At 67.2% G+C, this 14,302-nt stretch carries 9 protein-coding genes and 1 pseudogene; 4 read left to right on the top strand and 6 right to left on the bottom strand.

What is annotated here, in order from left to right; translation table 11 throughout:
• The first annotated feature begins 113 nt into the window (after positions 1-113).
• Positions 114-845, top strand: a complete 732-nt coding sequence (locus AB0G04_RS36425) for a hypothetical protein (protein ID WP_360992596.1) — start codon at positions 114-116, stop codon at positions 843-845.
• Between the two features lie 506 nt (positions 846-1,351).
• Complete coding sequence (locus AB0G04_RS36430; RefSeq protein ID WP_360992599.1) at positions 1,352-1,663, top strand: hypothetical protein; 312 nt, start codon at positions 1,352-1,354, stop codon at positions 1,661-1,663.
• A gap of 144 nt (positions 1,664-1,807) precedes the next feature.
• Here AB0G04_RS36430 and AB0G04_RS36435 read toward each other — a convergent pair whose 3' ends face one another.
• A complete protein-coding gene (locus AB0G04_RS36435; protein WP_360992602.1) occupies positions 1,808-2,752 on the bottom strand; it encodes a TIGR01777 family oxidoreductase in 945 nt (314 codons plus the stop codon).
• Between the two features lie 346 nt (positions 2,753-3,098).
• On the opposite strand from AB0G04_RS36435, the gene AB0G04_RS36440 reads away from it, so the two are divergent.
• On the top strand, positions 3,099-4,739 hold the full coding sequence (locus tag AB0G04_RS36440) for an ATP-binding protein (RefSeq protein ID WP_360992605.1): 1,641 nt from the start codon (positions 3,099-3,101) through the stop codon (positions 4,737-4,739).
• A gap of 191 nt (positions 4,740-4,930) precedes the next feature.
• Here the strand turns inward: AB0G04_RS36440 and AB0G04_RS36445 are convergent, their stop codons facing one another.
• From AB0G04_RS36445 to AB0G04_RS36465, 5 genes and pseudogenes are all read right to left on the bottom strand, one after another.
• On the bottom strand, positions 4,931-5,920 hold the full coding sequence (locus AB0G04_RS36445) for a cellulose binding domain-containing protein (RefSeq protein WP_360992608.1): 990 nt from the start codon (positions 5,918-5,920) through the stop codon (positions 4,931-4,933).
• 499 nt (positions 5,921-6,419) lie between these two features.
• On the bottom strand, positions 6,420-7,157 hold the full coding sequence (locus AB0G04_RS36450) for a hypothetical protein (RefSeq protein WP_360992610.1): 738 nt from the start codon (positions 7,155-7,157) through the stop codon (positions 6,420-6,422).
• A gap of 167 nt (positions 7,158-7,324) precedes the next feature.
• Positions 7,325-7,621 carry a hypothetical protein gene (locus tag AB0G04_RS36455; RefSeq protein WP_360992613.1) on the bottom strand — a complete coding sequence of 99 codons (297 nt, stop codon included), beginning with the start codon at positions 7,619-7,621 and terminating at the stop codon, positions 7,325-7,327.
• A gap of 9 nt (positions 7,622-7,630) precedes the next feature.
• Positions 7,631-7,789: pseudogene (locus AB0G04_RS36460) on the bottom strand (transposase); the annotation flags it as partial.
• The gene (locus tag AB0G04_RS36465; RefSeq protein WP_360992616.1) at positions 7,762-7,905 is read right to left on the bottom strand and encodes a hypothetical protein; all 144 of its coding nucleotides are present in this window, start codon (positions 7,903-7,905) and stop codon (positions 7,762-7,764) included. The gene AB0G04_RS36465 and the pseudogene AB0G04_RS36460, both read right to left, overlap by 28 nt.
• 587 nt (positions 7,906-8,492) lie before the next feature.
• On the opposite strand from AB0G04_RS36465, the gene AB0G04_RS36470 reads away from it, so the two are divergent.
• A complete protein-coding gene (locus tag AB0G04_RS36470; protein ID WP_360992619.1) occupies positions 8,493-14,300 on the top strand; it encodes a ThuA domain-containing protein in 5,808 nt (1,935 codons plus the stop codon).
• Positions 14,301-14,302 lie beyond the last annotated feature (2 nt).

Here is a 14,302-nt window from a genome sequence, read left to right on the forward strand (position 1 = left end):
TGGGAGTTGGCGAGATAATCGCGCGCTGGCCCGGTGGCGATTCACGGACGAGAGCGTGGCGTTGCCGGCAGTGATGGCTGGCGTTGGCACTGTGGCCGGACGGGGAGGAAAGCGTGGCCAACGTCGTCGTGCGGCGCCCCGTGCATCGAGCCGCAGCGGTCGTAGTGGCGGGGGCGGTTCTCGGCCTGCTGGCGTTCGCGGCCGATGCCGTCGACGGCTCGGCTCGACCGGTCATGGTCGCTTTGGTCAGCAGCGGCCTCGCCTGGGGCTCGGCGGCATTGCTGGCCGGACGTACGGCCCCGGACCGCCGCAGTGCGGTGACGGGTGCGACCGCGCTGCTGGTGTCGGCCACTCTCGTCTACTACTTCCTCATTCTCGTGGCCAGCCGTCGCTGGAGCGGCGGCTACCTGGTGAACGGGTCATCGTCGGATCGGTACGGATTGCGTTCGCTGGCGGTTATGACCATGGCCTGGCTGCTGGTCTCGATGGTCGCGGGCCCGTCACTCGCCCTGTTAGGCCAGATGACGCGCACCGCGCGGCGGCAGAGTGCCGCGCTGGCCGCCGGCGCCGCCTACGGGCTGCTGTCTGGTCAAGGCTGGCAGGAGGTCGGCGCGGCTCCGCCTTGCGCCCTGCTGGTGGCAGCCATCAACGGGGAAGTCGAACCCGGCTTCCTCACAGCAAAGCTGATCCAAGTAATTCTGCCGCTCGCCATCCCCGTCTGGCTGGGGCACGTCCAACGCCTGTGGCGTGCCTGGCCAACACTGCTCATCGCAATGATCTTGACCGCGGCGCTGAGCGCCCTGCTCTGGGAACTACTCTGGGTCGCCGCGAACCGGTTGGGCTGAATACCCGCCCCTTGCGCTATGGACGTCACTGCGGCCAACGCCCGACATCATCCGGTCATGCCGACGAGAGCGCGACCCTCAATCGTCGGCGTTCGTGGTCTTAATAGCACGGGACATATCCGATAGCACGGCTGACATCGGCATGCCGGTGCTCCGCGAAAGGGCAAACGTTAGGCCCGCAGCGAGCTGCGTAAGTCCGATGACGAGATGCTCCACCGCCGCGGGATTTTGCGCAGTGAGGTTTTGGAGGTGTTGCCCGTGCTCGTCCAGAGTGGGCCCTTCTAGTCACGCGTCAACGATGGCGACAGCGCCGTCGATGCCTGCCTCCATGGGGTCCACGCCACCAATACAAGTGACGTCCTCGAGGCTGACCGCCAGATCGATCTCATTGAACCCAGGGCCGACGACACCCACCTCTGGCTGGCGGTCAGCGCGCCACGGACCGTGCCGCTCTGGCGCCTTGGGTCACAGCGCTATGGGCCGAACAGAGCTGGCATCCTGACGCGATGCGCAGGCTTACGGAAGACGAGTTCAAAGCCACCGCCACGTCGGAGAAGGAACGTGTCGGCTTGGACGAAGAACCGCCGTTCGACTTCTGGGAGTACTTCGAGCTAGTTCCTCCGGAGGACTTCGGCGAACATGACTTCTCGGAGGGGCGGGTGTCCTACGCCTGGAACATGCGCGGGACGGTCTACCAGCACGTCCTGGTGGAATGCGAGACGCCCAACGTTTACCTGGTCCTGGTGCTCGATGTGCCTGGTCGCTCGGTTGTCGGCCATCACCTGTTGAACCTGAACCGGATTTACGGCTTGACGTGAGCAAGGCGCGAATCACTCACGGATCGGCCCCAGGGCGACCAGGCGAGTGGTCGACATCCTCTCGTGGCCGAGATGAGTGAGTTCAAGCTGTCACCTCAGTCCTCGGCTGTGGTGGTTCTTTGGTAGATTCCGCGCTGTTCGCTGCTACGTGGAGCTGCGGCGCCGTGTCGCCAAATTCACGGCTGCGTTATGCCATTGCGGGTATTGGAAGGTGAATCCAGCATCAAGGAGACGGCTCGGAACGACACGCCGGCTTTTCAGCAACAGTTCAGTATCCGACCTGAGTACGAATGCGCCGATCTCCGCCATATGGCTGGTGGCGGGGAGGCCGAAAGGCATTCGCCATGCCGAGCGCAGCTTTCGCATGAATTCTCGCTGAGGCAATGGGTGGGGTGCGGCCAGATTCACGGCTCCGGCGAGATCCTCACGCTCGATCAGGAAGCGGATTGCACGGGCAAAGTCGTGGTCGTGTACCCACGAGACATATTGGCCACCTCCCGCCACCGGCCCGCCGAGACCGAGTCGCGCGAGCCAGCTCAGCACATCGAAGACCCCTCCACGGTCCGGGCTCATCACCATGGCCGACCGGAGTGCAACCTTGCGTGTATGGGGAGTCGCTGCTTGTTCCTGCGCAGATTCCCAGTTCTGAGCGATCTTCACGCTGTAGGCCCAGTAGTCGGGAACGCCATGTTCGCTGCCACCGATCAGGCCGTTGTACTCGTCGTTGGCCGCGTCGAAACGGTGCGCATAGATAGTTGCGGTACTCATCTGAAGCCATGCCTTCGGAGGGCGCGCCGCCGCAGCGATGGCGTCACCGACCACGCGCGCCGACGCGACGCGCGAGTTCATCATGGCCGCAAGGTTCTCCTTGCTGTACCTGCAGCTCACACTACGACCCGCCAGATTGACGACTACATCACTGCCGTCTATCTCTGCCGCCCAGGGCCCCAGTGTCGAGCCGTCCCAGTGCACCTGGCGCTCACCCCTCGGCGAGCGCGTCAACACCGTGACGTCGTGGCCGTCTGCAGTCAGCGCCCGGTTCAGGATCGTGCCTACCTGCCCCGTCCCTCCCGGGATCACGACTTTCATGGGTCTTCCTCATCTCAGTGACGGCGGTACCGGCGCCCGGACCCAGGTTCCGATTTGAGCGACCGCTCAAATACGAACATAGACTCGTTTGAGCGTTCGCTCAACCACTAGGGCGGCCGACGCTGGAGATCGATACCCACGTATTGCTGCCCGTCGTCCTCTGCTGACATGTGGGGGCCGGTACGAGATTCGGCCTGGAATCGGAGCGGGAAACCAAACCCAGGTTCGTTCGGAATTCGTCCTCCGGAACACTGGAGCCGGTTGGCCGACATCCACTGTTTGTGCCTGCAGGAGATTCACAATAGCCACTCAGTTGGGGCTCAGGGCAGGGGCTGAAGATGCCTGCATGGCCGCTCAGTCGAAAGACCACAATCCGCAGAGCGAGGCGAAACTGTTCGTCGCCGAGGACGACGCGACTTTCATTGCACGGTGCCGCAACTCGACCCGGAGATACAGTACCTTGCGCAAGATCTCACTGCGTACCAAGCTGGTGGCCTCCGTGCTGGCGTTAGTCTTCGCAGCGGTCGCTTTGATCAGCGCCGCCAGTGCCTACGCATTGCGTGCCTACATGCTGGGCCGCGTGGACGACCAACTCGAGACGATGGCCATGCACGCCGAGTCCAAGCTGACCAACCGGTCGTACCGCCCGGTCTACGCGCCGCCGGACTATTTCATCGGCTTGTCCGCAGTGAGCGGAGGAGCGGCCGTCGATCCCGGCGCGGGTGTAGCCGAAGATGACGTGCCCGACCTGCCGATCGGGCTGGCCGTGCTCGAGTCGAAAGTCGACGTACCGTACGACGCTCGCAGTGCCAACGGCAGGTACATGTGGCGCATGCTGACAGCGAGGCTCTCCGACGACACTGTCCTGCATGTCGGCCAACGGATGACCGGCATCGACGCCGTTATCACCCGCCTGATCTGGGTGGATGTGCTGGTCGGCGTGGGCGTGCTGATCTCCTTGGCCACGATCGGCGCCGCTCTGGTGCGGCGAAGCCTCATCCCGCTCGTGCAGATCGAGCGCACCGCCGCGCGGATCGCGGCCGGCGACCTCACCCAGCGAGTTCCGGATCCCGAGGCCGACGGCGCCCATCCGACCACCGAGTTCGGCCGGCTCTCCACCGCGCTGAATGCGATGCTCACCCAGATTGAGGTGGCCTTTCTGGACCGAGCCCGGTCCGAGCAGGCAGCCTTGCGCTCCGAGGAACAAATGCGGCAATTCGTCGCTGACGCCTCGCACGAGCTGCGGACCCCGCTGACCACCATCCGCGGGTTCGCGGAACTGTACCGCCAGGGTGCCGTCTCCGCACCCGAGGCGGCCGCGCGGCTGGTCCGACGGATCGAGGACGAAGCCACCCGGATGGGCCTACTCGTCGAGGACCTGCTGCTGCTGGCCCGCCTGGACCAAGGGCGCCCGCTCCCGCTGGCTCCGGTCGAGCTGCCGGTACTCGCCATGGAGGCAGTGCACACCGCCCAGGCCCTCGACCCGGGCAGGGACATCACCCTCGAAATGGGAGACGACCCGGAACTGCTGGTGGTGAATGGGGATGACGCTCGGCTGCGCCAAGTCATCGGCAACCTGATGGCCAACGCCGTGGTACACACCCCGCTGAACGTCGCGGTCACCCTGCGGTTGTATGCAGGACCCGGCGACACCGCCGTAGTGGAGGTGTCCGACACCGGCCCAGGGCTCAGCCGCGACCAGGCCCAACGGGTCTTCCAACGCTTCTATAGGACAGACGGAGCACGAACCCGCGACACCACCCGCGACGCCACCGGAACCGGGCTTGGGCTAGCCATCGTCGCTGCCATCGTCCGAGCGCACCATGGAACCGTCGAGGTGGTCACCGAAACCGGTCAAGGCGCTAGCTTTCGCGTCTACTTGCCTGCCCGAACCGAGGCCAATCCTCATATCATCGTCAACGCCGACGACGTGTACAGCGAACTTGATCCTCATACGGCATTCCGGACCGTGGAACCCCCGGGTTGATGTCAGCATCCTCATCCGCCGCCGATCGTGCGCCCGAGCCGATCTCTACAGATGAGCGGCCGCTGTGGTCAGGCCAGATGCCGGGCCGCTCGGGCAGCTTCCGTTCGGCGGGGCGTCCGCAGGTCACGGCCTGAATACCTTGTGTGCCTGAAGAGAGTCGAACGCCTGGCGAACCGGTAGCCGGCAGCGATTCAGAATTGCGATGCGGGCGGGGCTTCCGATGTGGCCGAGGCGCTGGGGCCCGGGTCGATCGAGATCATGACCTGGGTCGGAGTGGAGAGGTTACCTGCGCCGTCGAAGGCGCGAACGCTGACAAAGTGTGTTCCGTAGCCGAGCCGCACCAATGCCGTGGTGCCGCCGACCCGGCTGACGACCGCGCCGTCCAGTGCGACCTCGTATCCGGCGACGAATTGGTCGTCTCGGGGCGCGTCCCACCGGGCGGTGAAGTAGCCGCCGCTCGGGCTGACGAGTCTGAGGTTCGTCGCAGGGCCCGGCGGGGTGACGTCCGGTGAGGTGCCGAGGCCCAGGGTCGCGAACGGGGAACGGTTGCCGGCTGCGTCGACCGCCCGTACTCCGAAGGTCATCACCATCGGCGGTGGGATCGGCATGCTGTGGCTGGTGGTCACCGTGGCGATCGGGCCCGAGCCGGTGCCTGTGTAGATCTCGTATCCGACGACGCCGGTGTCGTCGGTCGACGCGTCCCAGCGCAAGGTGAAGGTGTTGCCCTGCGTGTCACTGCGGAAGTTGGTCGGCGTACTGGGCGGCCGGGCGTCGCGAGCTGCCGGATTGCCGGCGCACGGCCCGCCGTTGAGCAGGCACGACTGCGGCACTCCCGAACCGGAGACGATCCAGCCGAAGGACGTCGACGCGCCCGGGTCGAGACTCGCGTTCCACGAAGCGCCGGTGATGACGTAGTGCGTACCGGTCCGGGTCACCACGGCGTTCCAGCTGTAGTCGAGCGTGGTGCCGTCCAGCAGGTCGAACTCCACCCGCCAGGCCGCCATGCGGTCCACGCCGTCGTTGGTCACCGTCATCCTGCCCAGATAGCCGGTGGGCCAGGAGTTCTCCTTCAGGAACACGGCGGTGGCGGCCTGGGCGGGTCCCGGGATGAGCGTGACCGTGGCCAGTCCGGCGATCAGCGCTGCCAGGATCGTGGACACACGCGACACTGATCGGCTCATGTCGATTGACGTTACGCGCTGGATTCGATCGCGGACGCAGCGTGTCAGGATGTGGAATGCACTGCGGCTGATGTTTCTCCGCGGCCGGCGCGTGGGGCGGCCTGGACCTTCCGGAACGGCGCACCCTGGACAGGTGGCCGCGCGATCCAGAAGCTTGATGGCTCGGCTTTGAAGGATGTCGCTGACATCCGTACATGCATGATCAACCCGTACGTGCTTGCGCTCGGCAGTCAGCGTCGCGGGTCCACGCCATGCGGTAGACATCTTGTGGATGCATGGGCCGCTATCGCGACAACGACCGGACCGTATCTCATGTTCGCTTCCTCAAGATCATCACACTGGAGTGGGGCAACCTACCTGGAAGCATGGCTGGCCGGAAGACGACCTAAGTGCGCTGCTCTGGAACTACTCAAGGTAGCCGCGGACCGGTTGGGCTGAACACGGCCCGTCAGCCGCGCACGGCGCGTTATGAACGGTGCCAGTGCTATCAAAACAAGCCTCAACCAGCCAGCTCGCCGATGTTCACGACCTTACTTTCAGGGGGTGCCGCTAGGTCGGTGATTGTTGCACCGAAGTCAGTGAATGCCAGTTCGGCACCATTCTTACCGGTCAACTGGAGCGGGTACGGCTTGCCGACCGCCGCAACGAACAGCTTCTTCTCAATATCGTCGAAATCCATGAGCCCGACCGCTTCGACGCCCGCGACTTCCTTGACGGCGCCGATGTCGAACCTCTTGGGCCGGAATAACCCGTCAAGGGAACCGATGGCGAACAGGTCCACAAACGCCGGATCCTTGTCGGCTCCCGTGACCCACCGGTCGCCCATCGCCTGGGCCAGCACTGTGCCCTGCTGAGTATTGGTCGACATGATCCAGAACTGCTTGCTAGGTCGGAGATACCGCTTGCCGCCGGTAGAAAGGAGTTCTACCTTGGCCTTGCCAAAGGATACGGAAGCGATGAAGCTCAGCCCGCTGACCTTGAGGTCGATCAAGGTCTTCTCGCCGTCCTGATGCAACGTGCCCTTAGCCCGGAAGGACTTCGCCTCCATGAGCGCCGCCTTGGCCCGCTGCAGGATCTCCGTGGCGCTCAGCGCCTTGATCCCGTTGGATGCCGGTGATGCGGTCGGCGCGACCGAGGGCGGCGTGAGCACCGTCTTATCTTCGCTCTGACAACCGGCCAGTGTCGTGGCCGCAAGGGCCAGAACAATCAACGCGACCTTAATGGGAATTGTGCGCAAATGAGCATCCTGTCCGTGTTGTGGAAATAGAGGAACCCATCGACGAACGGAATCTAAGCGTACCGGGGCCGGCCTGTCCACTCGTTGGCCATCATCCAGCTCCGTCATAGGTATCAAATTTCGTCCCACGGGCGTTGAGCGGCCTACTTTCATGGCACCCCTCTGTGTCAAGAGGCGGTGAGAAGTGGTCCTCTAAGGTAGTTGTCGGCGGGTCCGGGAAGTAACTTCTCCGAAGTGTCGATCATGGGGTTCAGGTCGGCCGCGCTGGATTGCAGAGTCGCCCCCGCTTGTCCTCCCGGGCCCGTCCTGAGCCGCTTGGTATCGGCGACCATCTGTCGGTGGACGACGTCGGACAGGCGTCGTTTCAGTGCCCGCATCGCTTCCAGCGGGGTCTTGCCGTCGGCGAGTTTGCGCCGGTAGTAGCGGCGTCCTTCGCTGTCGTTGCGGAGCTGGACGACGGCCATGATGCGCAGGACCCGGTTGATGCGCCGGTTCCCGGCCCGCGACAGGCGATGGCGGTTCTGGTCGCCGGACGAGGCGTCGATGGGTGCGGTGCCGTTCCAGGACGCGAAGTGGCCGCGGCTGGCGTCGCCGATGTCGCCGATCAGGCGGGCGGCGCCGGACGGGCCGATGCCATGTAAAGCATCGTGTGCCCGCCGACGGAGATCACGCCGACGGACGTCACCCGTGCGCCGGTGGCATCCTTGATCGCCATCGAGCCGAGCATGGCGCCGATCCGGGCAACCATGACTCCGAAAGTTGTAGAAACCCTTGCGCTGGCCCGAAGAAGAGGCGAACGTGCCGCCCCAGACGACGGCCGGCGCTTCGGCCAGCCCGGCCGTCGCCGCCCGCAGATTCCCGGCGGCTATGGCCTCGCCCTGTGCGGATACCGCGACCCGCTCGGCGTCACCCCAGGGTCCGGACTACGAGGCTGACCGCAGTGACCACAGCCGCAAGAGCGATCCCGGCTGCACTGGCGGCCACCAAACGCCGCTTTCCCCTCGCGTTCATGATCGTGAATCGAAAGGGGCGGTCCTGTACGGCTACAGCAAAGCGCCGTAGCTCACATCCAGTCGATCGTTCACCTACGAATTGGCCGCGGCAGATCGCCTACGGCACTTCAACTGGATCACCGAGCTGGCGGGCACGGTCACCGGCACCCCTGACAAGGACCCGGTATTGCCTCATCTCACTCCGGCAGTGTTACCGATCCGTTACACACCGAACTCTTGCCGGACATTCGACGGGCGGCCCTAATTTGTATAGCCAATCAACAAATATCGATGCGTGGGTTGTGGCATGAGTCCGCCGTCCACCCAGGACTAGGAGAGACGCGTGCCCCGTCCACGCCGTGTTCACCCCCGAAGAAGCCTGCTCACCGCTGCCCTGCTCGCGTGCACCCTGCTGGTCACCGTCCTCAGTGGCACCCCGGCCCAGGCCGCCCCCGCGGGCCCGCAGCCCGCGGCGGTCCGGGCCGCGGCCGGCGCGGAACCGTACTCCGTCCTGGTCTTCTCCAAGACCGCCGCCTTCCGGCACGACGCCATCCCGGCCGGCATCGCCGCCATCAAGCAGCTCGGCGCCGACAACGGCTTCACCGTCGACGCCACCGAGGACAGTGCCGCCTTCACCGACGCCAACCTGGCCAAGTACCGCGCGGTGATCTGGCTCTCCACCACCGGCGACGTCCTGGACCCCGGCCAGCAGGCGGCCTTCGAGCGCTACATCCAAGCCGGCGGCGGGTACGCCGGCATCCACGCCGCCTCCGACACCGAGTACAGCTGGCCCTGGTACGGGGAGCTGGTCGGCGCGTATTTCGCCAGCCACCCCGCCAACCAGCAGGCGACCGTGAAGGTGGAGGACCACGCCCACCCGTCCACGGCCGAGTTGCCGGAGCGCTGGTCGCGTTTCGACGAGTGGTACAACTTCCGGTCCAACCCCCGCGGTGACGTGCACGTGCTGGCCAGCCTCGACGAGACCACCTACACCGCGGGTGCCGGCGCGATGGGTGCCGACCACCCGACCGCGTGGTGCCAGGACTACGACGGCGGACGGGCCTGGTACACCGGCGGCGGCCACACGATCGAGTCGTACAGCGATCCGGCGTTCCTCGCCCACCTGCTGGGCGGCATTCAGACCGCGGCCGGGCAGCTGGACGCCGACTGCGGCGCCTCGCTGACCGAGAGCTTCGAGAAGATCACCCTGGACAGCAACACCAGCAACCCGATGGAACTGGACATCGCCGACGACGGCCGGGTGTTCTACGTCGAGCGCGACGGCCGGGTACGGATCATCAAGCCCGGCACCGGCACCACGGTGACCGCGGTCGACCTGGACGTCTTCACCGGTAACGAGGACGGCCTGATCGGCATCCGGCTCGACCCGGACTTCGCCGGCAACGGCTGGGTCTACCTCTACTACGCGCGCAACGACGGCGTGGCCCGCAACCTGCTGTCCCGGTTCACCGTCGTCGGCGACACCATCGACCCGGCCACCGAGAAGGTCGTCCTGCAGGTCGACACACAGCGCAACACCTGCTGCCACGCCGGCGGGAGCATGACCTTCGACAGTGCCGGCAACCTCTACCTGGCCACCGGCGACAACACCAACCCGTTCGAGTCGGACGCTTTCACCCCGATCGACGAGCGTGCCGGCCGGCAGGACTACGACGCCCAGCGCACCGCCGGCAACACCAACGACCTGCGCGGCAAGGTGCTGCGGATCCACCCGGAGGACGACGGGTCGTACACGGTCCCGGCGGGGAACCTCTTCGCGCCGGGCACCGCGCGGACCCGCCCGGAGATCTACGCGATGGGTCTCCGCAACCCGTTCCGCATCGGCGTCGACCCGGCCACGAACACCCTCTACGTCGCCGACTACGGGCCGGACGCCGGTGCGACCAATCCCGACCGCGGTCCGGAGGGGACCGTGGAGTGGAACATCGTCGCCGCCCCGGGCAACTTCGGCTGGCCGTACTGCATCGGCGCGAACTACGCGTACAACGACTACCAGTTCCCGTCCGGCCCGAGCGGGGCGAAGTTCAACTGCGCGGCGCCGGTGAACAACTCGCCCAACAACACCGGTCTCACCACGCTGCCGCCGGCCGTCAGCGCCACCGTCGACTACGACTACAGCGGCAACGCCCGCTTCCCGGAGATCGGCGGTGGCGGCGCCCCGATGGGCGGCCCGGTCTACCGCTACGACGCCGGCCTGAACTCCACGCGCAAGTGGCCCGCCTACTACGACGGCAAAGCGCTGCTGGGCGAATGGAACCAGTCGAAGATGTACACCATGCAGGTGACCGCCGACGGCCGGTCCCTGGTCGACATCAACCAGCTGCTGTCCGGGATGAAGTTCATCCGCCCGATGGACTTCGAGTTCGGCCCGGACGGCGCGATGTACATGATCGAGTGGGGCACCGGCTTCGGCGGCAACAACGACGACTCCGGCATCTACCGGATCGACTACATCGCCGGTGAGCGGGCACCGATCGCCGCGGCCGCCGCCACCCCGACGTCCGGACAGGCGCCGTTGACCGTACGGTTCTCCAGCGCGGGATCCCGCGATCCCGACGGCGGCGCGCTGACCTACGCCTGGACGTTCGGTGACGGCGCGACCTCGACCGAGGCCAACCCCACCCACACCTACGCCACGGCGGGCGACTACACCGCGCAGCTGACCGTCACCAACCCCAAGGGGCGCAGCGCGGTGGCGAACGTCCCGGTGACGGCCGGCAACACCGCCCCGACGGTGAGCATCGAGTTCCCGCCGGACGGCGGCTTCTTCGAGTGGGGTGACCAGGTCCGGTACACGATCAAGGTCACCGACCCGGAGGACGGCGAGATCGACTGCGACCGGGTGCGGTTGCAGGTGCTGCTCGGCCACGACGAGCACGCCCACCCGCTGGAGCAGCACACCGGCTGCACCGGCACCGTGCAGACCACACTCGCCTCGGGGCACGGCGCGGAGGCCAACGTCTTCGCCGTCTTCGAGGCCACCTACACCGACGACGGCGGTACGGGCGGAGCGGGCCCGCTCACCGGGCGGGCGATCGAGCAGCTGCAGCCCAAGCGCAAGCAGGCCGAGTACTTCACCGGCACGGGCCGGGTGCCCGGCGGTGTCGGCGGCGGCGACCCGGGCGTGGGCCGCGAGACCGGCAGCGACCCGGCCGGCGGTGGCCAGAACATCAGCCTCATCGAGGACGGCGACTGGTGGTCGCTGGACCCGGCCAGCCTGACCGGCATCGACTCGATCCGCTTCCGGGTCGCGTCGGGTGCCGCCGGCGGCCGGATCGAGGTACGCGCCGACGCCGCCGACGGCCCGCTGGTCGCCACGGTCGATGTGCCGGGCACCGGTGGCTGGCAGACCTGGGTCGACGTCACCGCGCCGGTCACCGGCACCAACGCCGGCTCCCTGTTCTTCGTCGCCCGGGACCCGGCCGCCGGGACGGGGCCGCTGTTCAACGTGAACTGGCTGGACTTCCTGGGCCGGGGCGTCACCGAGAACGCGCCGCCGAAGGTCAGTGCGGTCGCGACACCGGCCGCCGGCACCGCGCCGGTCACCGTCGCGTTCGACGGCACGGCTACCGACGCCGAGGGCGACACCCCGCTGACGTACGCCTGGGACTTCGGCGACGGCGACACGGCGACCACCCTGGACGCCACTCACACGTACCGGGTGCCCGGCACCTTCACCGCCACCCTGACCGTCACGGACAGCCGCGGCGCAAAGTCGTACGCCAATGTCCCGGTCAAGGTCGAGGCACCGAACACCTCCTGTTTCGGGGCGCGCTCGGACGACTTCCTCGGCAGCGCGCTGGAGCGTGACCGCTGGACGGTGGTCCGGGAGAACCAGCTCCACTCGGTCGCCGACGGGATGCTGCGGCTGCCCACCGGCGCGGGCGACCTCTACGGCACCCGCAACGACGCCACCAACCTCGTCCTGCAGCCCGCGCCCGGCGGCGCCTGGCAGGCCACCACCAAGCTCACCGTGCCGATCACCGCTACCTACCAGCAGGCCGGTCTGATCGTGTACGGCGACGACGACAACTACGCCAAGCTCGACCTGCTCTACAACGGCGCGCGCACGGTGGAGTTCATCCGGGAGACCGCCGCAAGCCCGCGCAACGAGAGCGGCGACAGCACCGCGGCGCCGGTCGGCGACGTGGTGTACCTGCGGCTGACCAGCGACGGGACGAACCTGACCGCGGAGGCTTCCGCCGACGGCCGGACCTTCACCCCGGTCGGCCGGGCCGCCGCGCTGGCCGGCATCGAGAACCCGCGCGTCGGGGTCTTCGCTCTCAACGGCGGCACCACCGCGCCGGTGGTGGACGCGGCGTTCGACTGGTTCCAGTTCACGCCGGACGCCCCGGCGGAACCGGTCGCTCCGTCGGACGAGTTCACCGGCGCCGCCCTGGACAAGTGCCGGTGGAACGCGATCGTCCGGGAGGACCCGGCGACCTACCGGGTCACCGACGGTGCCCTGCGTATCGACGTGCCCAACGGTGACATCTACACCGGCAACAACACCGGGCCGACGAACTTCGTCCTGCAGACCGCGCCGGCCGGCGACTGGACCCTGCAGACCAAGGTCGACGCCAGCCTGCTGGACGAGCAGTACCAGCAGGCCGGGCTGCTCGTGTACGGCGACGACGACAACTACGTCAAGCTCGACTTCGTCGCCGACAACACCGCGGGCCAGCCGGTCAGCCGGCGGATCGAGTTCCGCAGCGAGATCGGCGCCGCGGTGCAGGACCCACAACCGCAGGCCGGCAGTCTGACCTCGGCGGTGTGGCATCTGCGGCTGGCCCGGGCCGGCAACACCTACACGGCCGCGTACTCGGCCGACGGCACGGAATGGACGACGTTCGCGCCGCTGACCAACGCCGCCGTCGGGGCGACCCCGAAGGTGGGGCTGTACAGCCTCGGTGCCGCCCAGACCGCCTCGAAGACCGTCGCGTTCGACTACTTCCGGATCAGCGCCGGGAACGCCGACACGACCGCGCCGGTGACCAGCGCCAAGGTGTCCGGCACCCCGGTCGAGGGCTGGTACACCGCCGGCGTCACGGTCACCCTGACCGCGGACGACGAGACCGGTGGCAGCGGGGTGGCGGGCACCGAGTACCAGCTCGACGACGCCACCGCCTGGACCGCGTACACCGCCGGCGTACCGGTCAGTGGTGACGGCACCCACGAGGTGCGGTTCCGCTCGACCGACTCGGCCGGCAACGTGGAGCAGGCGAAGTCGGTCACGGTCAAGATCGACAGCACGGCTCCGGTCACCTCGGCCCAGTTCGCCCCGGCCAACGACAACGGCTGGCACGACGGCACCGTCCCGGTGGTGCTGAAGTCGGTGGACGGCGGTTCCGGGGTGGGACTGCTGGAGTGGTCGCTGGACGGTGGAACCTGGACGCCGTACACCACACCGGTGGCCGTGACCGGCGACGGCGAGCACGAGCTGCTCTACCGGGCCACGGACAGGGCCGGCAACGCCGAGACGCTCAAGTCGGGGGTCGTACGCATCGACGGCACCAAGCCGACCTTGCTGGTCTCCGGGTTGGCCAACGGCCAGCTGTACGGCGACAGCCAGGACATCCGGACCTCGTGGCAGGCGGTCGACCCGACCTCCGGCATCGAGACCACCACCGGCACGCTCAACGGGCGGCCGTACACCAGCGGTTCCCTCCAAGCGCTGTACGAGCTGCCACTCGGCCTGCACGAGCTGACCGTGACCGCGACCGACAAGGCGGACAACAGCACCTCGACGACGGTCCGGTTCTTCGTCACCACCTCGTTCCGGGACATGCAGAACCTGCTGGACCGGTTCAAGGCGACCGGACGGCTCTCCACCAAGGCACATCGGCAGCTGTCCACCAGACTGGACACGATCCGGGCCTCGGAGGCAGCGGGCGAGGACCAGCGGGCAATACGGCAGCTGGTCACCTTCAGGACGCTCGTCAACGACGCTGCTCTCGTAGCTGACACCGATGTGCGTGACACCCTGCTCCGCGACGCCGACGCGATGATCGAGCGGCTCGGCGGCACCGCGAGCCGGGCCGGGGCGCGGGCGAACGACGGCAAGCCGCTGGCCCGCACCGGCCGGCTCGCCGAGGACCCCACCCGGGTCTCCCCGAACCGCGGGCTCTGACG

The sequence above is a fragment of the Actinoplanes sp. NPDC023801 genome, from assembly GCF_040639655.1.
In the GTDB taxonomy this organism is placed as follows: Bacteria; Actinomycetota; Actinomycetes; order Mycobacteriales; family Micromonosporaceae; genus Actinoplanes.

Coding starts and splice junctions, on each gene's coding strand:
- AB0G04_RS36445 (WP_360992608.1), bottom strand. CDS start 5,920: ATGAGCCGATCAGTGTCGCGTGTGTCCACGATCCTGGCAGCGCTGATC.
- AB0G04_RS36440 (WP_360992605.1), top strand. CDS start 3,099: ATGGCCGCTCAGTCGAAAGACCACAATCCGCAGAGCGAGGCGAAACTG.
- AB0G04_RS36435 (WP_360992602.1), bottom strand. CDS start 2,752: ATGAAAGTCGTGATCCCGGGAGGGACGGGGCAGGTAGGCACGATCCTG.
- AB0G04_RS36455 (WP_360992613.1), bottom strand. CDS start 7,621: ATGGCCGTCGTCCAGCTCCGCAACGACAGCGAAGGACGCCGCTACTAC.
- AB0G04_RS36430 (WP_360992599.1), top strand. CDS start 1,352: ATGCGCAGGCTTACGGAAGACGAGTTCAAAGCCACCGCCACGTCGGAG.
- AB0G04_RS36465 (WP_360992616.1), bottom strand. CDS start 7,905: ATGGTTGCCCGGATCGGCGCCATGCTCGGCTCGATGGCGATCAAGGAT.